Source organism: Actinoplanes sp. NBRC 103695 (genome assembly GCF_030269485.1).
In the GTDB taxonomy this organism is placed as follows: Bacteria; Actinomycetota; Actinomycetes; order Mycobacteriales; family Micromonosporaceae; genus Actinoplanes.
Map to the genome: position 1 here is coordinate 147795 of NZ_BSTL01000012.1, position 20602 is coordinate 168396.

Sequence of the window (20602 nt, forward strand, 5' to 3'; positions counted from 1 at the left end):
CAGCGCAAGCCGTCCCCTAGAGGCCGACGGACCGCGCGCTTGCCCGGACGGATCACCCTCCCGCCACCCTGGGCCCTACAGAGCGAGCCCGAAGGACTGCGCGGCCGTGCCGTTGCAGCTGAACTGATCGAGCTGAACCTCGTCGGCGGCGGCGCCACCGGGAACGTCGAGGCATTTGCCGCTGAACCTGCCGACGAAGTGGTAATTGCCGTCGTTCTCCCGGACGGCCCGCCACTGCTGCCTGCCGTTGTACGGCCAGAGCTGGATCGGCGCGGTGTCGTCCGGCCGCTGGTCGGTGACGTCGAGACTCTTGTCGGTGTCGAGCCGGCTGGCGATCCTCAGGTAGCCGCTCCCGGTCGGGACGAGGCGGAACTGCTGGCTCGCGGCCGAGCCGCAGGAGTCCAGCTGAACGGGCGTACGGTCGGCCGGGACGCCGCCTCGGACATCCACACACTTTCCGCTGCCCTCATTGATCAATCGGTACCAGGTCTGCGGGTCGATCGCGGACTTCGCCGGTTGCCCGGCCGTCCGGCTCGGCTGCGCGGCGGACCTCGATGGTGCCGGCCGCGCCGGGCGGTGCTTCGTCGGCGGTGAGGAGACGCTCTCCCGCGGTGCGTCCGGGGAGGGCTTCAATTCGTCCGCCGGGATCGTGCCGTTCTCGGACTGATTCTCCATGGTGGATGCTTCCGCCATGGGTTCCCACCTTTCCCGGAGCAGGAGAAACCCCGCCGTGGCGGCGACGAGAAGAGCGACCGCCAGCGCGCCGATCAGTACGGGCTGCTTGGTTCGCCGGGATGACCGCAGTGGCCGGGTGGGCATCCCTGGATCGGCGGTCAGCACCTTTCGCAACATCCGGTCGGCCGTCTCCGCGTCGGGCCGCCGAGCCGGGTCCCTCTCCAACAGCGCGCCCAGCACCACGCCCAAGGCCCCGGCCCGGACCGGCGGCCGGTGCGGCTCGCCGGCGGCCAGCGCGGCCAGGGTCGCGACCGGAGACGACTTCGCGTACGGCGGTCGGCCCTCGACCGCCGTGTACAGCGTCGCGCCGAGCGACCAGAGGTCGGCGGCCGGCCCGACCGGCTGGTCCAGGGCGCGCTCCGGCGCCAGGTAGGACGGTGACCCGAGCACCACGCCGGTCGCCGTCATCGAACTGTCGCCGGACAGCAGCGCCAACCCGAAGTCGGTGAGGACCACCCGGCCGTCGAAGCCCAGCAGAATGTTCGCCGGCTTCACGTCACGGTGCAGCAGCCCGGCCGCATGCGCGGCCCGGAGCGCACCGAGGACGGCCAGCCCGACCTCGGCCCCCTGCTCCGGAGTCATCGGACCGTCCTCGTCGACGACGTCGAACAGCGACCGTGACGGGATCAGCTCCATCACGATCCACGGCTTGTCCCGTTCGTGGAGCACGTCGATGACCCGGATCACGTTGGGGTGGTCGATCCGGGCGATCGCGCGAGCCTCCCGCAGCACCCGTTCCCGCAGCCGATCCCGCTCGTGAGCGTTCAGCCCGGACGGTGGCAGCGTCTCCTTGACGGCGACCTCGCGATCGAGGAGGAGATCGCGGGCCAGCCAGACCCGGCCCATGCCGCCCTCGCCCAGGACCCGCTCCAGTGCAAAGCGGCCGGCGAGGGTGAAGGGTGCCGTGGACAAGGTTTCCTCCGACCTCGGTGCGAGCAGAACAGTTCCCGCCCATAGACGAGTACCGCGGCGAACGGCTCGATCCGGAGCGCAGATGAGACGGGGATCACACTAGGTGATCATCCTCGGCGGCCATGTCCCGCAAAGGGGACCTACCTCAGGACCTGAGTCGATCACTATAAGTTGCTTATGGGTAACACAATCGGGTCGCTCGCAATGAACGGGATCCTGGCCATCGCAGGCCTTGGCGGGTGCTCGGACGACAACGATGCCGATCCGGTCGGCCGGACCGAGTCGGCGGCTCGGGTCAAGATCGGCGTCATCATGCCGGACACCACCTCGTCGCAGCGATGGGCGAGCCAGGACACCCCCTATCTCAAGGAGGCCTTCGCCGCAGCCGGGGTACCGTCGGACATCCGGAACGCCGAGGGTGACCGGGCTCAGTTCGAGCGGATCGCGGACGACATGATTGCCGGTGGTGCCAGCGTCCTCATCATCGTCAGCCAGGATTCGCCGACCGGAAAGGCCGTGCTGGACAAGGCCAAGGCCGCCGGGGTGAGGACGATCGATTACGACCGGCTGACGCTGAACGGCGGCGCCGACTATCACGTGTCGTTCGACAACGAGGCCGTCGGCCGGCTACAGGCTGTTGGTCTCAAGAAGTGCCTCAATGCCAAGCAGTATCGCAACCCGGTCGTCGCGACGCTGAACGGGTCGCCCACCGACAACAACGCCACCCTGTTCAAGGACGGCTACGAGAGCATTCTCCAGCCTCTCTACGACCGCGCGGAGTACACCAAGGGCCCGGACCAGTGGGTCAAGGACTGGAACGAGGGAGAGGCCACGGCGGTCTTCGACCAGATGCTGACCCAGCAGCCGCTGATCAGGGGAGTGTTGGCAGCCAACGACGGCCTGGCCGACGCCACGATCGGGGTGCTCAAGTCGCAGGGCCTGAACGGCAGCGTTCCGGTCACCGGCCAGGACGCCACCGTCAGCGGTCTGCAGAACATCCTGACCGGCGATCAGTGCATGACGGTCTTCAAGGACATCAAGCCGGAGGCGGAGCAGGCGGCCGCTCTGGCCGTCGCGCTTCATCGGGGCGAGAGGCCCGTTGTCAAGGAGCTGCTGAAGGACCCCGAGTCCGGCGCCTTCGTGCCCTTCGTGAAACTGGAGCCGACCGCCATCACCCGAGCGAACATCAAGCATGTCTTCGACGTTGGATTCGCCGACCGTGCCGAGGTCTGCTCCGCCAAGTACGTCAGACTCTGCAGGCAGGCCGGGATCTGAGTGGGCGACAGTCAAGTCATCGATCGTGCCCGTCACGATCGATCTTGACGACGGCCCCAGCCGCACGCCGCGGTCCAAGGCGATCGCCTGTCGGGGATGGCTGCGGGCCTGTGCGCGGTGACCCGATGTCACTGGCTGCGTGATGCGCTCCGTCTCCTTGACCGGGACACCTTCCCGAGAGCGGTCATGCAGACCATCGACGGCGCCGGGCACACCGTCCTCGACGACAAGCTGGACGAGACCGGCGCCGCCGCCGTCGCGTTCCTCGCCGGGACGGATCTGCCGGCCAAGGCCTATGTGGCCGGCCGGACGACAGCTTCTGATCAGTCTCTCCTCGGATGGTTCCCGGGCCGGGCCGCTCCCGGTTCGGACATGACCTGACTCACACCGTGAACCAGATCATCGCCTCCCACGTCAGGTCTGAGTCCGGGGGCATGAGATGGATGCGTCCCCCGCATGGGGAACTGTCGATGTCCTCAGCGGCACGGGAAGATCTACGAGAAATGGAACCGAGTCTCATGTCCTTCCTTCTCGATCTGGTCGGCGTTTTCGCATTCGGCGGTTACGGCGCCTTCCGTGCCTTGCAGGTCCACATGAACGTGTTCGGAGTCTTCGTCTGCGCCGGCCTGGTCGCCATGGGTGGCGGGACCGTCCGAGAGCTCGTGCTCAACGGAACCCCGATCTACCTGGTCGACTATCGCTATGTCGCCGTGCTGGGCATCGCGGCGGCCACCGCCGTCACTCTGGCTCGGCATCATGACCGGGTCGATCGGTTCCTCGTCCCGCTGGATGCCGTGGGACTCGCCGCCTTCGCCCTGTTCGGGGCGAACCGGGCGGCCGAGCAGGGGCTCGGCCTGGGCGGGATGATGCTGTGCGGCGCGCTCACCGCGGTCGGGGGTGGCGTCCTCTGCGACCTGCTCACCGGCCGGGCCGCGCAACTCCTCCATACCGACTTCGCCATCGTGCCCACGCTACTGATCTGCGTTCTCGCTTGGCTGCTGCGCGATGTCCCGGCGCCTCCCGTCGTCACCACGCTGGCCGTCGTGGCCGTCGGGTCGACGATCCGGGTCGTCGCCCTGCGACGGGGCTGGCGGCTGTGGCGGCCCCGGCCGGCGCCGGTCACGCCGCCGGCGCCCGTCCTGCCGCCGGAACCGGTCCTGCCGCCGGAACCGGCCACGATGGAACTGCCCCGGGCCTGGCTGCTGCCGGCCGCCGGCCGCCTCTCGATCAACGCCGCACCGGTGGGGAGGGGAATCTATCGATCCGTGCGGGCCGATGCGCCAGTGAGGACCTACGGTCCCGGCCAGCGGTACCGAGGTCCATCGTGATGGGACGGGCCGGAGCGTGGTTCATCCGGCTCATATCAAACTGGCTGCGGCCGGATTCGAACCCACCGTCTTCGGAACATCGGTGATAGCCCGTCGCCCCTGAGGCATGGATGCCCGGGCAACGTGCGGCTGACATCGTTTTGGAGACGTGGCCCTGTGCCCGGGGCAGCGGTGACGATGACGTGATGCGCACCCATCTGATCGCGTCTCCAGGCCGTCCTCGGCGATGGCTGCTCGTCATCGGCGCGATGCTCGTGCTCGTCGCCGGAGCACTCGTCGCGATCGTCGGGGACGCGTTTTCCGGTGGGAGCCAGGCGCACGCGGCCGGCGACCACACGGTCACATTCGTCAACGACAGCGGCGAGAAGATCTGGATCGGCAGCACGGTGAACGCCGACGGCTCGCAGAACTTCGGCAGCCTGCCGATCCTCGATCCCGGGCAACGGGCGACGATCACGATTCCGGAGTCGGGCGAGCCGGGGCACTGGCGCGGCAGGTTCTTCGCCCGGCAGCAGTGCACCGGCGAGCCGGGCAGCACCTTCCACTGCGCGGTCGGCGACTGCGGCGACGCCCCCGACCACTGCACGATCAACTCCGAGCGGCCGGCCAGCCTCGCCGAGTTCAACTTCGACCCGGCCGACCAGTGGGGCTCGCCCTGGTACAACGTCAGCTACGTCAACGCGGTGTCCCTGCCGATCACGATCACTCCCGACGGCATTCCGGCGCCGGCGTCCGGGTCCCAGCAATGCGGGGAGGCCGGGTGCGCGAACCGATGATCGACGCATGCCCGGAGGCCAACCTGATTCGCGACGCACAGGGAACGCCGCTGAACTGCGTCAACCCGGACCGCGGGACGCGGAGACCGACTACAGCCGCGCGATCACGGGTGAGTGCCCGAAGGCGTACAGCCGCCCGATGTAGTGGGAGCCCGGCCCAGCAGTGGGTGCTCACGCCCGCCGGTGACGTGGTGAACCCGCAGGCGGACAAGTGCCTCGACATCCGGGACTGGAATCCGGCCGACGGGGCGGCGGTGCAGATCTGGCAGTGCGCCGGCACCGCCAACCAAAAGTGGCGCTGGGCCTGAACCGAACCTCCTGGATTCTCGTTGCTGTAGGTGCTTGGCAGACACAGGAGGAATCTCGTGGACCTCAATCCCATGCGCCTGAACGTCCGTGGCCTCGATCTCAACGATGAGGAGCTGGCGGCGGCCTCCCGCAACCTTCAGGACCTGCTCCTCGAACTGGACGTCGACGACGTCCGGCCGGCGAGCGACGGCCCGGCGCCGGCCGGAGCCAAGGCCGGTGATGCGATCGCGTTCGGCACCCTTCTGGTGACGGTCGCACCACCGCTGGTGAAAGCCGTCATCGAAGTCGTCGCGTCCTGGCTGCGCCGCCAGCCTCAGGAGATCGAGGTGGAGATCGCCGGAAACAAGATCAAGGGCGTGGTGACGGCGGCCCAGCGCGACGCGATCGTCGCCGCCTACCTGGCGCAGAACGGTGTGACACCGCCGGCCGGGACCTGACGCCGGCATGTCCACCAGCACGTCACGGCGCCGGCGCGCGCTCCTTCTCGCCTGTGACACGTTCACCGATCCGGTCTTCCCGCCGCTGCGTTCACCGAAGCACGACGTCGATGCGCTGGGTGACGTGCTCGCACACGGCACCGAGCCCGAGTACGAGGTGCAGACCATCGTCAACTGCACCTCGCAGGAAGCCGAGCTGGCGATCGAACGGTTCTTCCGGGCCGCGCGCCCGACGGACATGAACATCCTGTACTTCTCCTGCCACGGTGTGCAGAACCCGCAGGGTGACCTCTACTTCGTCTTCTCCGACACGGAACAGGAGTTCCTCGGCGCGACCGGGCTGTCGGCCCGCTGGGTTCGCGACCGGATTCAGGGCAGCCGCTCCCGTTCCACCGCGGTACTGATCGACTGCTGCTTCAGCGGCGCCTTCCTGCGCGGCATGCAGGCGAAGGGAACAAGCGTCGTCCACGTCGACGCGCTGATCCAAGACCTGCCCGAGGGCAATGGCGTGGCGGTACTCACGGCATCCGGAGAGACCGAGTTCAGCCTGGAGGCGGCCGACGAACTGACGACCGCCGCCGCTCGACCGTCCTATTTCACCGCGGAGATCGTCCGAGGCATCGCCACCGGCGCCGCGGACGTGAGCAACAACGGCACGATCACCGTGGATGAGCTGTACGACTACGTGTACGACCGGATCGTCAGCGGTCCTTCGCCGCAGCGACCTCGCAAGATGCAATCAGGCGAGGGCACCCTCACCATCGCCCGCCGGCCGGCCGCGGGATGGCAGAAACAGAAGCCGGCGGCTTCTATCCCGCCGCCGCCGGCACGGATCCGGGCCACCGCCACCGTCCGGGTCACGCCCATCGCGGCGCGGGCCGAGACTCCGTCCCGACCGAGCCCGGATTCGGGTGCGGGACGGCCTTTGTCAGGCCGACGACGGTCCAAGGTGCTGATCGGCATCGTGGTGGCCGCGGTCGCGGCGACGGCCGTCGCCGTTCCGCTGGTCGTCTCCGGCCGCCCCGAGGCCGGTAACGCGGTGACGAACCCGGCGACGATCAGCGGCGAGCCCGCGCCACAATATGAACCGTCGTGCCGCCCGGAGACGGTCAAGGCCGCCGAGCAGGCCGGATACACCGGTTCGCTGGTCATGGCCCTGCACCTGCGGACCGCGCAGTCAGACGTCTACATCTGTCGCGACACCAAGAACCGCTTCGCCTACCACGCGAGCACCGACCCTGACGAGTGGGTCGAGGGCCGGACGGCTCTCTTCCTGACCGATGTCGAGGTCCGAACGGACGACTTCCTGGCGACCGCCGCCAACGGAACCACGTTCTCGGTGAACGCGGAACGGCTGATCATCGGTCACACGGACGGCGAAGAGGAAACGCAGACGGCCAAACCGTGAGAACGCAGGACGTCCACCGCCAAACGCTCCGGCGGTGGACGTCCTCCGAGGTACGGCACACGCCTCAGGTGCGAAAGGCCCATCCCGGCCACCCAGCCGGCGATCAGCCCACCGCGGTGGAACCACCGGGTGAACAAGCCCAGCACCACCGACGGGCGGTCTGCAGGATGATCACGCCACCGATCAGCTGCAGGTCGTCTGGGTGATGTGCTCACTCACCGGCCGACCGCCTCTTCGTGGTCATCCGGTAGACCACCGTCGTGGTGGCCACGCTGAGCAGGATGAGCAGGAACTGGATCCAGTAGAAGGCCGGGAATCCCCACAGCCGGGGTGAGACGATGTTGTAAAGCGGGTTGATCAGCGGCACCACGGCCGGGATCAGCAACAGCCAGTTCCACGGGCTGCGATCCGATCGTGGTACGGGTGGTTGATACGTAGGTATGCGATTCCTTTGAGCTGTTACGGTTCGATGCCACCCGCGTGATGGCATCGCCAATCAGCGGCGGACCCGGACTGCCGGCCCACGTGTCGGTTCAGGCGGGCTTCGAGATTCAGGCGCAAGGATCCAGCCGCGGCCGGAAACCGTTCACGGCCGGACCGAAGATGGCGACGGACTGATTCAACGGCCCGGAAATGACTCGGACCTGTCCATCTGGCCCACCGGCGCGAGTCCGATGAGGGTGTCGCTGCGAGTCCGAAGGCGCGCTCAGATACAGCCGTACCGCAAAGCGTAGGCGACGGCGTGACTGCGATTGCGAAGTTGATGGCGGTCAATGACTCTGGCGAGAATGCGCTTCACCATGCGCTCGGAAAGATGGAGCGCGACGGCCACCTCGTGGGTGTTCATGCCGTTCGAGAACAGCGTGAGCAGCCGGATCTCTCGCGCGTCGAGCCGCGGCAGCACGACTCTCGTGCCCTCGTACCGAATCGGCGACCTCGGGTGACGGGCGGCACCGGTCACGGCGGCGCCCAGCAATTCCTTGGTCACCTCGGCGGTGGGGACGACCGCGGCGACCCCGCGGTCACAGACCTGCTTGTACTCCTGGTCGGTGAGGTCGTCGACGACGAGCACGATGGGTACGCCGGCGCAGGCGGCCAGGTCATCGTGGGTCTGGTCAGTCAACGTGGCGACGGCGACGACGTGGACCGCGGCGGGCTTCTGGAGGAGGACGCCGTCGTTGCCGTCGAACATGCGCCGCACGCCCTCCGCGGCGATCACGTCCCGGGCGTGCACCTCGACCCTGATCGCCTGAGGGCTCCTGGACCGGGTGCGTTTCCTGTCGATTGTCTGCACAGCCATTCGTGTCCACTCGTCCGGCCGACTCCGACCGCGGCTCCCGCGAGCTCAGTCTGGCGAGAACACTTGCCTACGCACCTTCACGCGCTCGTGAAGGTGCCGTGAAGGTGCCGACCCGGTTGTCCGTTCAGCGGACAATCTCGTGAGCGGACGGAAATCACCGGCACCCTTCCCGCATGACTGAACCGAAGATCGCACTGATCACTGGCGCCGGCCGTGGGCTGGGTGAAGGCATGGCGCGTCACCTGGCCGAGGCGGGCGTTCAGGTGATCGGCACCAGCCGTGCCGGTGACCAGCCCGGTTTCCTCGCGCTCGACGTCCGGCGGACCGGCACCTTCCCCGGCTTCGTCGCCGACCTGCGTACGCGGCTCGCCGGCGCGCGCATCGACTATCTGATCAACAACGCCGGGATCGGTGTCTACGCGCCATACCCCGAGACGACGATCGACCAGTTCGACGACCTGGTCGGTGTGAACCTCAAGGGCCCGTACTTCCTGACCCAGAGTCTGCTCCCGCTCATCAGCGACGGCGGCCGGATCCTCAACGTGACCACCGCGGTGACCCGGGGCGTCGTGCCGGGGATGTCGGCCTATGCGGCGGTGAAGGGCGCCATCGAGGTGCTGACCCGCTATCAGGCCAAGGAACTGGCCGCCCGGTCCATCCGGGTGAACGCCATCATGGGCGGCGCCGTGGAGACCGACTTCGCCGGTGGCATCATGCGCTCGGACTACGTCAAGGACCTGGCCGCACACACCATCACGCAGGGCCGGATCGCCACGGTCGACGACATCACGGCGGCCGTACCCGCGATCCTCTCCGATTCCTTCCAGTGGGCCACCGGGAGCATCATCGACCTCTCGGGTGGTCAGAGCCTGTGACGGGTCAGGCGCTCAGACGACGCCCGAGTTCCGTTGCGGCGCGATGGACCAGCGCTGCCGCTCTTTCCGCCGGGCGGTCGGCCGACGTGGCGATCTGTAGCGCCGCCGGCTGTGTGCCCGCCAGCCGGATCGGTACGGCGTGGCACGTCAGCCCCTCGAACAGGTCCTCGTTGTCGACGGCGGCGCCGAACTGCCTGTTCCGCGATCCGGGGACCTGTCCCAGGACGATCCCGGCGGCGGTGTCTGATGGCATGGGCGCGCCGGTACGAGCGGCGATCGGCAGGTCGTCGCGGCCGGAGCGGTCAATTGAACTGAGCCGCGTCCGAGAACACACCCGGCCGGCCCCGGCGGACCCGGACGACTCGACCCCCCTTGATCGAGGACATGGACCCGGATCTGAGGTCTTTCCACAATGGGCACATGACGCGCATCCGTATTCCCGGCGCTCTGCGTCGTCCATTGGCAACCCTGCTCACCACCGCGGCGGTCCTCCTCGTCGCCGTGGGCTCGCTGGTGATCGTCTCCAGCGACGGCCTCACCGGTGCCGGCCGGGCCAGCGCCGCCACGAACGATCTCGCTCAGTGGAGCCCCGGCCCCGGTCCGGTGCAGCCATGGCCGTTCCGCAATCTCGTCAGCGACTGGCAGGGCCGGTGCGTCGACGTGCCCAACGCCGACTTCAACGACGGCGTACATCTGCAGATGTGGGGCTGCGACCACACCTGGGCTCAGGACTGGCATTACGTGATCGACAGTGATCAGGGTACGTACAAGCTGGAAACCTTGGACTTCGAGTGCATGGACGTGGCCGGGGGTTCAGGGGAGAACGGAACACCGGTACAGATCGTCGGGTGCAACAACGGTCCCGCCCAGCAGTGGAAGCTGACCGGCGCCGGCGACCTGGTCAACCCACAATCGAACAAGTGCCTGGACATCCGGGACTGGAATCCGCACAACGGCGCGGCACTGCAAATCTGGGACTGCGCCGGCACGGCCAACCAGAAGTGGCACTTCGCTTGACCTCGAGCCGGCCCAGCCTGACCGACCGCACTGCTCGTGAATCCGGCGTACGTGATCATTATGTAACAGAAGGTCTTCATAGTTAGCGTGTTCGATCCCATGATCAACCGCGAGGTTCCGTTGTCACTGCTTCGCCTGCGTGGATTCGGGCTGGTCGCGTTGACCATCAGCTCGGTCGCGATCGTTCCAGCGGCCGCCCGAGCGGCCATGTCCGCGCCACCGTCCCGGCCGGTGAACACGGTCACCTTGATCACCGGTGACAAGGTGACGGTCGCCCCCGACGGTGGCGTCCAGGTGCGTGACCCGAAGGGCGATCTCGCCGGGCACGTGACGAACGTCAAGGACGGCGACACGTACGTCTACCCGCACGACGCTTTCCCGTATCTGGCTACCGGCCGACTCGACGAGGACCTGTTCAACGTCACCGAGCTGGTGGCCGACGGTTACGACGATGCGCACAGCTCCGGCGTACCGCTGATCGTCACCTACAACGACCCGGCAGCCACCGCTCGTGCCGCACTGACCGGGGCCACCGACGTCCGGCCGTTGACGAGCATCGGCGGCGCCGCCATGACCGCGGACCGTTCCGGCCGGTTCCTGGCCTCCGCGATCGGCGCCCGATCAGCCCGCGCGGTGAAGAAGATCTGGCTCGATGACAAGGCGAGGGCCGACCTGGCCGAGAGCACCGCGCAGATCGGCGCCCCCGAGGTTTGGCAGAAGGGCAACGTCGGCGCCGGTGTCGACGTGGCCGTTCTGGACACCGGTATCGACACTTCCCACCCGGACCTGATCGGGCCGGTGTCCGCGACAACGTCCTTCGTGCCCGGTGAGTCGGTTGAGGACGGCCTGGGCCACGGCACGCATGTGGCGTCCACGATCGTCGGCAATGGCGCTGCGTCGGGTGGCCGGGAGCGCGGGGTCGCGCCGGGCGCACGCCTGCACGTCGGCAAGGTGCTCGACGACGAAGGCTTCGGCCAGTATTCGTGGATCATCAGCGGCATGGAGTGGGCGGCCCGCGACCAGCACGCCCGCGTCATCAACCTCAGCCTCGGCGGCGACGCGACCGACGGTACGGACCCGATGAGTGTGGCCGTGAACCAGCTCAGCGAGGAGACCGGCGCGCTGTTCGTCATCGCCGCCGGCAACGCGGGCCCTAGCACGTTCACCGTGGGCGCGCCGGGCGCGGCCGACACGGCGCTCACCGTCGGTGCCGTGGACAGCCACGATGCGCTCGCTTCCTTCTCGAGTCAGGGTCCGCGGCTCGGCAACCGCTCGGTCAAGCCCGACCTGACCGCACCCGGCGTGGACATCCTTGCCGCCCGTTCTCGCCTCAGCGCCCTCGGCGAGGGGCCATACCTGTCGCTGAGCGGCACGTCGATGGCGACGCCGCACGTCTCCGGCGCCGCGGCGCTGGTCGCCGCCGCGCATCCCGGGCTCAGCGGCCAGCAGCTCAAGGACGCCCTGGTCAGCACCACCAAGGCCACTCCGGGCACGAACGCCTACCAGGGTGGGACCGGCCGGCTCGACGTGGCGTCGACGGCGAGCGCCACGGTCTTCGCGACGGGCTCGGTCAACTTCGGCTATCCGCCCTATCCCACCGCGCCTACGGGGCCGGTCGGCCGGGACATCACCTACACCAACATCGGCGCGGCTCCGGTCACGCTCGACCTGGACTCCTCCCTCGACCTGATCACCCTGTCGGCGCAGCGGATCACAGTCCCGGCCCATGGCACCGCCACGGTGACCGCGACGACATCGTTCGACCGGGTGCCGGGCGACCAGGCCTTCGCCGGCTACGTGACCGCGACGGGCGGGTTGCGTACCTCGGTCGGCGGTGGACGGGAAGGCGTACGCCGTCAGCTCGCGCTGCGTACCCGCGACCGGAATGGCCAGCCGCTCACCGGCGCGGTCGTCGTGTTGAGCCGTGACCGGACGGTCATTCAGATGATCGACGAGACGGGTGCGCTCGACCTGCGGCTGCCCGAGGGCACGTACACCGCTTATCTGACCGCCGACGTCGAGGGGACCCACGGGCCGAGGTCGCAGGGTCTGGCCATCCTCCCGGTGACCGGCATCCAGCTGAACGGCGACCGCACAGTGGTCTTCGACGTGGCCAAGGCCCGCCGGTTGACCGCTACCACCCCGCAGCCGTCGACGGTGATCGCGTCTCGGTTCACGCTGATCCGCGACATCACCGGCAACCCGTGGATGGACGCGTGGTATCCGGGACCGCAGTACGACAGCGTCTGGGTGCTGCCGACGGGCAAGGTCCCGGACGGCACGTTGACCGCGTCGGCCCGCTGGCGGCTCGCCCAGCCGGCGTTGACCGTCGCCGGCTACGACGACCTGCGCGTGCAGCAGGGCACAACGCCGATACCGGCCGGCGTGCGCAACCTCGACGCGGTTCTGGGTGGCGTCGTACGCGGCAAGGCCCTGGTCGTCCGGGTCGGCGGCCCTACCTCGATCCAGGACCAGGCGGCCGCCGCGGCGTCGGCGGGAGCCCGGCTGCTCCTGGTCGTCAACGACGGTGTCGGGCGCCTCGAGCCCTGGCCGGGCTCGGTCTGGATGCCGTCCGACCCGCCACCGGTCACCGTCGCCACCCTCACCCACGACGAGGGCGAGGACCTGATCGCTCGCATCGAGCGCGAGCGCCGCGTACGGCTGGACGTCACCTCTCACCCCGTCACCGAGTACGCCTACGACCTGGTCCACGACTACGTCGGCCGGGTGCCGCAAGACCTGTCCTACCGGGCCACGCCGGAGAAACTCGCCCGGGTCGACATGTCGTTCGACAACTGGCGTACGGGGCGCGCGCTCGATCAGCGGTACGAGATCGACACGCTCGGGTTGACGACGTACCTGGACTACGCCGAGGCTCCGGCCCGCGGCGTACGCACGGACTGGGTGACGGCCGGGAAGAAGTGGATCTCGAACGTGATGATCCCGGGGGAGCAGGCCCAGCGCACCGCTCCGACCGCGTACCGGGCCGGTTCGGTCCACCCGCAACGGTGGTTCGGCCCGGTGCAACGGCCCCGCCTGGTGGACAACCCGGACGGCCTCAACGTCTTCCGCCAGGACGACGGCTGGTTCTTCGCCGCCGTTCCGGGCTGGGGCGACTCGGGCACCGCGCACGCGGGCAACACCGATGACAACCCGGACGTCGACAACCGGCTGGCCCTCTACCAGGGCGACACGGTGGTGGGTTCCGCCGACCGGTCGAACACGCTGCTGGCCGCCGGCCCGCTGCCGGCCGAGCCGCTCACCTACCGCCTGGTGTCGGAGAACAACCGGGACGCGTGGGCCGGGCCCTACTCGACCAGCACGCGCACCGAGTGGTCGTTCACCTCCGGTGCCGTGAAGCCCGGCACGGTTGACTCCCCGCCGCTGATCCAGCTGGACTACGACGTGGACACCGACCGGGACGGCCGGGCGAAACGAACCTTCGACCTGACGATCGCCGCATCCACCCTGAGCACGGCGACCAACCCAGGAATCGTACGGAGCATCACGCTCGACGTCTCGTACGACGACGGCGCCACCTGGCACCGAGCCGACGTGCGCCCGCGAGTGAAGGGCTGGAGCACCCGGATCTCCGCCCCGCGCGCGGCCCAGTTCGTCACGCTGCGCACCTGCGCTCGTGACACCCGGGGCAACACCGTCGAACAGCGCATCACGCGAGGTTTCGGCCTGCGGTGAGTCTCACCGCCGACGAGGATGGCGCGTTCGAGGCCCGGCTAGTGGATCTGGGAGGTTACGACCTCCCGGAGCCAGCTGCCGTACGCGGTGAAGACGCGGGCACGCACGTCGGATCGGGAAAGGACGAGGTCGTGCACGGCGTGCTCGAAACGAAGCACACGTACGTCGGCGCCGAGTCCGCCTGACCATTGGACGATGTCCGCCACGTTCAGAATCACGTCCGCGGTCCGTGCGGCGGCCGCTGAGCCATGGGCGCCGGGGCTGAGGCCCGACGCTCCGACGAGAATCGGGACGTCGATCGTGAGGCCGGCCTGGACCTTCTCCTGAGCTGTGCGGAAAGCGCGGATCATCGCGGCCCGGACGGGAAAACCGTCCACTGGCTTCCACGCGAGATTGAAGTTCCACTCACCACCGAAATCGACGTGCAAGCTCTTCACGTACGCCGGATCCAGCCCCGGCTTGACCGTGACGCGTGGTGCGAGAGGCGCGAGTGCGGAGATGGCGTCCGCGATCGGGCGGCGCACCACCCACGGTTCGTTGAGCTCAAAGAAGGGGCTGTTGAGGATGAGCCCGTCGATGACGTGGTCGCCCTTGCGGGCCTCCGCCCAGATCGGCGTGATCAGGCCTCCGGTCGAGTGCGCGTTGATCACCAGCGTGTGGTGGCCGTCGCGCTCGCGGATCAGCTCGACGGCGCGATCGATATCCGGGAAGTAGTCACTGACGTCCCGCATGAAGTTCGGGGTCTGGTGCGACAGCAGACTCCGGCCGTGCTTCCGTAGGTCCAGCGCATAGAAGTCCCATCCCTGGTCAACGAAAAAGCCAGCCAGGTGGAGCTGGAAGAAGTAGTCGGCCAGACCATGTACGTAGAGCACCGCCCGGCCGCCGGCGTGACCGCTCCGGTGCCGGACCAAGGTGGCCACGACCCGACCTTCATCATCGCTGCCCAGCTCGAGCGTCTCTGGTTCGAAGCCCGCTCCCAGAACGTCCAACATTTCGTGGTTCCTTCCCACCGCCGACGAGGCCACCACGCGACTGTGCATGGTCCACCCGGACCCCCCACCGATCTCGGCTATCGCCTGACCGGGAGCCCCGACAGCGAGGACGCGAAAACAGGTGCCGAGGTTCACGGAGCCGACCCGGTGAAAGGGCGCGCGTGCAAGTGCCGGGTCGGTCAGCGGTATCCGTACAGGGTGATCAGGCCGTTGAAATCACCCAGTCCGAGGGTGCGCATCCGCGTGTCGCACCGGAAGGCTCGCGGGGCCATCGTCAGGTTTTCGTGCCCTTCGGACGGATGGCCGAGGCCGAAGGTGTGGCCGCGCTCGTGAGTCGTGACCCCCTCGAGGTCGTATGCGTCGCCGTTGTTCGGGCAGCTTCCCGAGCCGTTCCACCACACGAAGTTGTAGTTGGCGACCATGTCCGACGTGGTGACCACCCGATGCGGAAACGGTTCCTCACGGAAGACCGACCAGGTGCACGTGCTCGCCAGGACGTCGCTTGTCGCGTTGCCCCAGCCGGTGATGCTCCAGGCGTCCTCGGCCGTGCACTTGTTCTCCGGTGCGTTGATGTTCGGCCCGACACCGACCTGGCCGCCGTACGTGTGATTGACGTTGGGCTGGCCACCGAACCCACAGTCGTTGTTCCCGACCGTGATATGGCGAGTGCCGTTGATCAGCGCGGCCTCAGCGTCGGGATCGGACAGCCCGGACCGTTGCACACCGGCCGGGGCGTAGTACCAGTAGAAGTTGCCGCCGCTGAAGTAGTCATAGTTGAGCAGAGTATTGGCGTCGTCTGCACAGGCGGGCAGGGCGTCCTGAACGGCTGCATGTGTCCCGACCGGCTCGGTCGTGGTCGCTACGGTGACAGTGCCGTCCAGAGCGGTGTCGATCGCGAGTGTCTCTTCGCCCTCGAGACTCAGCACGTTCGCCGTAACGCCGTGGCCGGGACGGGGAATCACCGCGGCGACCTTGGCGCCTCGGATCGTCCGGCCCGGCACGGCGCAGGCGCCGGCCACGATCCGTTTCGGAAGACTGGACGCCTGGAGCTCGCCGCTGGGGCAGGCCGCGCGAGGCTGCGCTTGGGATGCTCCAGGCAGGGCGACGATGGCCGCGATGCTCACGACGGTGGCGGCCGCCGCGGACACCAGCGGACGTACATTGATCTTCATGGATCTGAACCTTAGGCGGATCGGACTCACGCCAGGTCCGGCGCGAGCACATCTGCCCTTTCGGACACGGCGCTGACGCCGCTGGGGCGCAGAACTGTGGGCCGGAAACCTTCATCAGGACCGCTGGAGCGCCCGCGCGGCGTTGGCCGGACGGCTGATGAAGTCATACGGTCCGGCGGCAGCCCGGCCGGCGGCCGCCGGATGTCCGCTCAGAGGACGATGTCGGCCAGCCGGGCGACGTCGTCGATGTCGTCGGTGCCCACGCTGAGGATCACCTCGTCCGCGCCGAGGTCGGTGTACTGCTTGATCAAGTCGGTGATCGCGCCGGGCGTGGTGCACACGGCGTCCAGGGCCACCCGCTGAAAAGCACCCGCGGCCGCGTAGTAGTCACCGACCGAGAAAAGGGTCCGATCGACGTCGCCGACCGCTACGTAGGCACAGCCGATGAGCCGAGGCTCGCCGTCCCGCCCGGCCGCACGCCACGCTGCTCGGGCGCCGGCGAACGCCTCGGCCGCCATGGCCGGCGGCACCGTGGCACCGATGTATCCCTCGCCGTACTTGGCCATACGCCGCATGGCGATGGGGCTGAAGGCGCCGAACATCAGCGGGACCCGCCGGGTGCCCTGCGGGACGGCCGGGTTTTCCCCGCCGCCGACCGGCTGCCCGTCCCACACCGACAGATACTCCTCCAGGTCCCGGTCCAGCCGGGCGCCCCGGTCGCGCGGCCCGTGGCCGTACGCCACGAAGTCGTCCTCCCGCAGGCCGACTCCGATACCCATGGTGAACCGGCCGCCGGAGACACCGTCGATCGACGCCGCCTCCTTGGCCAGGAGCACCCCCGGCCAGGTGGTCGCGAGGATGACGTCCGAGAGCAACCCGATGGTCGAGGTCGCGCCGGCCGCCGAGGCCAGGGCCACGGTGTCCATCACCCCCGGGTACGCGATCCGGCCGATCGTGCCGAGCGATGAGAAGCCCGCCTCCTCGGCCTGGCGGGCCCAGACCGGAATGACGTCCGGCCGGACGTCGCGAACTTGATTGGGCAATGCGATGCCGGTCCGCATGGGTGAGCTCCTCAGCTATGTCTCGAGGGGTGAGCCTGCTCCCGCAGAGACTCCTGCGGACTCAGTCGGGTTCACGGTTCCGGCGGTGATACACGCCACCAGGCGGCGGGAACATCACGGGGTGATGACCCGCCTCGGAGGATCCGGCCCACCGGGGTGGCCAGAGCGCGATCACCATGCCCGCCACGAAGGTGGTCGGTGAGCGGAGTACGGCGTGTTCCTCGGCTTGGACGTGGGCAAGAGCTACCACCACGCGGTCGGGCTTGGCCCCGGACGGCGAGCGGCTACACCACGCGCCGCTGCCCAATACCGAGGCACGACTGCGAGCTTGCCGGCCTGCGCGAGGTCGATCGAGTGTCCTGGATTCGTGCCAGGAGTCGCTGATGCTCGTCCGGCGCGCGGCCCAGAGCGGCAAGGTCATCGACATGAACCGACTTCTGGCAATTCCGGTGATCGTCAGCGCTTTCGTTCTCTCGACCGCCTGCTCGGGTATCCAGCCGAGCGCCGCGCCGGCCGCCGCCGCGCGGACAGAATCGGCCGCACCGACGGACACCGACGACTCGGTTGACCAGGATGAGAAGACCGAGGACGCCCCGGCGCCGGCGGTGAAGAAGACCAAGACGGCTGCGCACGCCGGGACCGGCAAGTCCACCAAGCGCACCAGCGAGCGCGAAGGCGACGGCGACGCCACCTTCCCGATCAGCCCCGGAAGCCACCTGGTCCTGCTGCACAGCTACAACAGCGCCAAGCACACCGCGGTTATCGAGCCTGCCACGTTTACCAAGGACGGCAGCGCGGTCAACGGCGACGGCAGCCGGTATACCCTGCCCGTCAACTCCTCGCCCAAGATCTTCTCGACCAACGGCGGCAACCCGGACTGCATGGATGGCAGCGGCTTCAAGACCACCGGCAGCTGCATGGCCGACGTCGCCTGGCTGAAGCAGCAGCTCGGGCACGGCGGTTTCCCAGTCACCATTGCCAACACCGGCGACTTCATCTACGAGATCGCCGAGCAGTACCGGCCCTGAAGCGTCCCCTACTCCGTTGCTGTGGCTCGGGTAGGCGTGGATGTTCCCGGCGACGGCCGAGGGATGTAGCCCGTGTCGGGCAGCGAGGTCTACCTCGGCCGGGGACTCGCCCGCATGGGGCCGGCGCTGACCCCGCCCGATCGGGGTGTTACCGGTAGCCGTGTACTGGCGCACAAACTCACCGCGATCACCCAGTTCGGCAAGACCCACCAGGCCATCGACGCCGCCCGCCATCCCGGCCTGACCGACCGGATTCCGGTCGTCTATATCACTGTCCCGCCAACAGCGACACCCCGGATGGTCGCGGCTGAGTTCGCCCGGTTCCTCGGCCTGCCGGTCACCCACCGGGCGAAATCACCGACATCATCGAGGCCGTCTGCGGCGTCGCGGTAGATGCCCGCGTCACGGTCATGGCCGTCGACGAGATCCACAAACTGGCCCTGGCCACCCGCAACGGGGCCGAGGTCTCCGACGTATCCGCGCGCCACCTCACGCGCCGTACCCCAGCAGGGGCATTCGAGTGTGTACGGACGCACCAAGCACGCCGCGCGGCGGGTGCCCGCTGAATACAGTGAGCGCACCAGCGGCGGGAGGTATTCGTGCGACGAGATCGCGCTCGCAGGCGAGGCAGCGTATCTCCAAGATCCCATATTCGTGCCAGGTAGCTCGCCCACATCGAATCTGGGCGCGATGAGTCGGGAAGCTGTTACTCGACGACGTTGACAGAGAGAGAAGACCCGATGCGTACTGGAATTGCCCGTTGGAGCCTATCGACTGCCATGCTCGCCGCTGCGGGGTTGGCACTGGCCGCCTGCGCGCCCAGCAACGCGACCTCGAGCGCCGAAGCTCCCACCAATTCGTCCGTCTCCACGAGTTCCGCGCAGCCGAGCAGCAAACCCGATGCCGAGAGCAACCAAGCCTCCGCGCCTGCCAAACCGTCGGGCACACCCAAAAAGGCCGGCGTCAGCTGCACCAACCAAATCAACTATGCCAACGACTCAAGGACTAACGCCGAGATCAACACCATCGGCGAGGACACCGGCTACTGCCCCCCAATCTCCACGTCCACCGAGAGCAACCAAACCGAAACGTCGGGCACACCCAAAAAGGCCGGCGTCAGCTGCACCAACCAAATCAACTATGCCAACGACTCAAGGACCAACGCCGAGATCAACACCATCGGCGAGGACACCGGCTACTGCCCCCCAATCTCCACGTCCGCCGAAAGCAACTGAACCAACCATCGGGCCGTCGCGTTGCGGGTCTGACATCAACCTCGTCGAGGTCCGGGCCCGCACACGCAGAACCCGATCCTGGTTCGCCACCTTGTCGATGACCAGCGAAGGCGGATGAGGAACAAAGTTTTGATCAAGTTGGAGAGCACCGGCGCCAACATCCCGCGGCGTGACGGACCACACGGGACCGAGTGCCCGTCCAGCCCGCCACCGGCCAGGGCAAGGACGGCGGCCACCGCCGCGGCGACAGCCAGGCGGGTCCGGCGGCGGAGTCTGGTGACGTGGGCGATCGCCTGATCGGCCCAGCCGACCGGGTTTGGGCGGGCGACCGGATCGGCGCTCAGCATCAGGGCCAGGTGACCGGCGAGCCGGTGCCCACGCCGCACGCGCAAGTTTTTGATCCTGGCTTTCAGAAGGCGCCGGGCCTCGTCGAGGTCGCTGGGCGTGGCTTCGCCGACCAGGCAGAAGTAGGCCGCCGCGCCGAGGCTATGCAGGTCGCTCTGCAGCAGATGCACCTGATCGCGCCAGCGCTGCCGCCGTCGAGTCCCGGTCCAAGCAGCTCGAACTGGTTGGGGTTGTCGGGCCGGACCGACGAAGAAACCGGCCGGCCTACGGCGCCGTGCTGGGGTCGGGCGACGGCAGCACCGCGCTTCCCAGCAGGCCGATGCCGACCCAGAAGAACAGGATGACCGCGGGCGTCAGGCCCAGGTAGCCCATCGTCAGGCCGGCGATCGCCATTCCCCGTCCGGAGCGCATGTTGTCCCTCGTTTCCGCGAGGGCCTTGTGCCCGACGATCACCGCGGCGATGCACGGGATGCCGAGCAGGCACCATCCGACGAGCACCCCGAAAATGCCCGTCACCAGCGCGCAAATTGCCCAGCCCGACGATTCGCCGTAGGGCTGTCCGTACGGCTGCGGGGGCTCGAAGCCTCGCGTCTCGTCCGGGTCTGACATCACCGAGCTCCGTGCCGGGCCGGTGGCGGGCTGATATCGCGGCCGGGCACCAGCCCGGAACTCGGCCGCAACATGCCCAACCGGCGAAGAGG

Annotated in this window: 20 protein-coding genes and 2 pseudogenes; 13 read left to right on the forward strand and 9 right to left on the reverse strand. The window is 68.3% G+C overall.

All coding sequences use genetic code 11. The features are described from left to right. Positions 1-75: 75 nt before the first annotated feature. Positions 76-1647 carry a serine/threonine protein kinase gene (locus tag QSK31_RS22630; protein ID WP_285686284.1) on the reverse strand — a complete coding sequence of 524 codons (1572 nt, stop codon included), beginning with the start codon at positions 1645-1647 and terminating at the stop codon, positions 76-78. A gap of 177 nt (positions 1648-1824) precedes the next feature. Between QSK31_RS22630 and QSK31_RS22635 the strand changes: the two genes are divergently transcribed. From QSK31_RS22635 to QSK31_RS22665, 7 genes and pseudogenes are all read left to right on the forward strand, one after another. Next, a complete protein-coding gene (locus QSK31_RS22635; RefSeq protein ID WP_502872996.1) occupies positions 1825-2922 on the forward strand; it encodes a sugar ABC transporter substrate-binding protein in 1098 nt (365 codons plus the stop codon). A 186-nt stretch (positions 2923-3108) separates the two neighbouring features. Further along, positions 3109-3303, forward strand: a complete 195-nt coding sequence (locus QSK31_RS22640) for a hypothetical protein (RefSeq protein WP_285686286.1) — start codon at positions 3109-3111, stop codon at positions 3301-3303. 137 nt (positions 3304-3440) lie between these two features. Then, positions 3441-4250, forward strand: a complete 810-nt coding sequence (locus tag QSK31_RS22645) for a trimeric intracellular cation channel family protein (protein ID WP_285686287.1) — start codon at positions 3441-3443, stop codon at positions 4248-4250. 185 nt (positions 4251-4435) lie between these two features. Beyond that, entirely contained in the window at positions 4436-5026 is a 591-nt protein-coding gene (locus QSK31_RS22650; protein WP_285686288.1) for a thaumatin family protein, read from the forward strand. Between the two features lie 134 nt (positions 5027-5160). Then, positions 5161-5334, forward strand: a pseudogene (locus QSK31_RS22655) (ricin-type beta-trefoil lectin domain protein); the annotation flags it as partial. 57 nt (positions 5335-5391) lie between these two features. Further along, positions 5392-5772, forward strand: coding sequence for a hypothetical protein (locus QSK31_RS22660; protein ID WP_285686289.1), 381 nt, complete (start codon positions 5392-5394; stop codon positions 5770-5772). A gap of 7 nt (positions 5773-5779) precedes the next feature. After that, positions 5780-7180, forward strand: a complete 1401-nt coding sequence (locus QSK31_RS22665; protein WP_285686290.1) for a caspase family protein — start codon at positions 5780-5782, stop codon at positions 7178-7180. Positions 7181-7191: 11 nt separating this feature from the next. Here QSK31_RS22665 and QSK31_RS49245 read toward each other — a convergent pair. The 3 genes and pseudogenes from QSK31_RS49245 to QSK31_RS22675 all read right to left on the reverse strand — a co-directional run. Beyond that, positions 7192-7376: pseudogene (locus QSK31_RS49245) on the reverse strand (sodium:solute symporter); the annotation flags it as partial. 15 nt (positions 7377-7391) lie between these two features. Then, positions 7392-7565, reverse strand: a complete 174-nt coding sequence (locus QSK31_RS22670; protein ID WP_502872997.1) for a DUF3311 domain-containing protein — start codon at positions 7563-7565, stop codon at positions 7392-7394. A gap of 321 nt (positions 7566-7886) precedes the next feature. Further along, the gene (locus QSK31_RS22675; protein WP_285686291.1) at positions 7887-8399 is read right to left on the reverse strand and encodes a helix-turn-helix domain-containing protein; all 513 of its coding nucleotides are present in this window, start codon (positions 8397-8399) and stop codon (positions 7887-7889) included. Positions 8400-8653: 254 nt separating this feature from the next. Between QSK31_RS22675 and QSK31_RS22680 the strand changes: the two genes are divergently transcribed. Next, a complete protein-coding gene (locus QSK31_RS22680) occupies positions 8654-9355 on the forward strand; it encodes an SDR family NAD(P)-dependent oxidoreductase (protein ID WP_285686292.1) in 702 nt (233 codons plus the stop codon). 4 nt (positions 9356-9359) lie between these two features. On the opposite strand, the gene QSK31_RS22685 is transcribed toward QSK31_RS22680, so the two are convergent. Further along, on the reverse strand, positions 9360-9608 hold the full coding sequence (locus QSK31_RS22685; RefSeq protein WP_285686293.1) for an IclR family transcriptional regulator domain-containing protein: 249 nt from the start codon (positions 9606-9608) through the stop codon (positions 9360-9362). Positions 9609-9775: 167 nt separating this feature from the next. Here QSK31_RS22685 and QSK31_RS22690 point away from each other — a divergent pair, with 167 nt between their 5' ends. Together QSK31_RS22690 and QSK31_RS22695 are read left to right on the forward strand one after the other, a co-directional pair. Next, entirely contained in the window at positions 9776-10372 is a 597-nt protein-coding gene (locus tag QSK31_RS22690; protein WP_285686294.1) for an RICIN domain-containing protein, read from the forward strand. 87 nt (positions 10373-10459) lie between these two features. Further along, complete coding sequence (locus tag QSK31_RS22695; RefSeq protein ID WP_285686295.1) at positions 10460-14068, forward strand: S8 family peptidase; 3609 nt, start codon at positions 10460-10462, stop codon at positions 14066-14068. A 38-nt stretch (positions 14069-14106) separates the two neighbouring features. On the opposite strand, the gene QSK31_RS22700 is transcribed toward QSK31_RS22695, so the two are convergent. The 3 genes from QSK31_RS22700 to QSK31_RS22710 all read right to left on the reverse strand — a co-directional run bounded on the left by QSK31_RS22700 (position 14107) and on the right by QSK31_RS22710 (position 17293). Then, positions 14107-15093: an alpha/beta hydrolase gene (locus tag QSK31_RS22700; RefSeq protein WP_285686296.1), complete on the reverse strand. Its 987-nt coding sequence runs from the start codon at positions 15091-15093 to the stop codon at positions 14107-14109. Positions 15094-15239: 146 nt separating this feature from the next. Continuing rightward, positions 15240-16232, reverse strand: a complete 993-nt coding sequence (locus QSK31_RS22705; protein WP_285686297.1) for a zinc metalloprotease — start codon at positions 16230-16232, stop codon at positions 15240-15242. Between the two features lie 209 nt (positions 16233-16441). Next, a complete protein-coding gene (locus tag QSK31_RS22710) occupies positions 16442-17293 on the reverse strand; it encodes an LLM class flavin-dependent oxidoreductase (protein WP_285686298.1) in 852 nt (283 codons plus the stop codon). 383 nt (positions 17294-17676) lie between these two features. Between QSK31_RS22710 and QSK31_RS22715 the strand changes: the two genes are divergently transcribed. The 3 genes from QSK31_RS22715 to QSK31_RS22725 all read left to right on the forward strand — a co-directional run bounded on the left by QSK31_RS22715 (position 17677) and on the right by QSK31_RS22725 (position 19556). Continuing rightward, on the forward strand, positions 17677-18321 hold the full coding sequence (locus QSK31_RS22715) for a hypothetical protein (RefSeq protein WP_285686299.1): 645 nt from the start codon (positions 17677-17679) through the stop codon (positions 18319-18321). Between the two features lie 72 nt (positions 18322-18393). Next, positions 18394-18714: a hypothetical protein gene (locus QSK31_RS22720; RefSeq protein WP_285686300.1), complete on the forward strand. Its 321-nt coding sequence runs from the start codon at positions 18394-18396 to the stop codon at positions 18712-18714. A 386-nt stretch (positions 18715-19100) separates the two neighbouring features. Continuing rightward, positions 19101-19556 (forward strand): hypothetical protein, encoded by a 456-nt coding sequence (locus QSK31_RS22725; RefSeq protein ID WP_285686301.1) that lies wholly within the window; start codon positions 19101-19103, stop codon positions 19554-19556. A gap of 609 nt (positions 19557-20165) precedes the next feature. On the opposite strand, the gene QSK31_RS22730 is transcribed toward QSK31_RS22725, so the two are convergent. Further along, a complete protein-coding gene (locus QSK31_RS22730) occupies positions 20166-20510 on the reverse strand; it encodes a DUF4190 domain-containing protein (protein ID WP_285686302.1) in 345 nt (114 codons plus the stop codon). Positions 20511-20602: the final 92 nt, after the last annotated feature.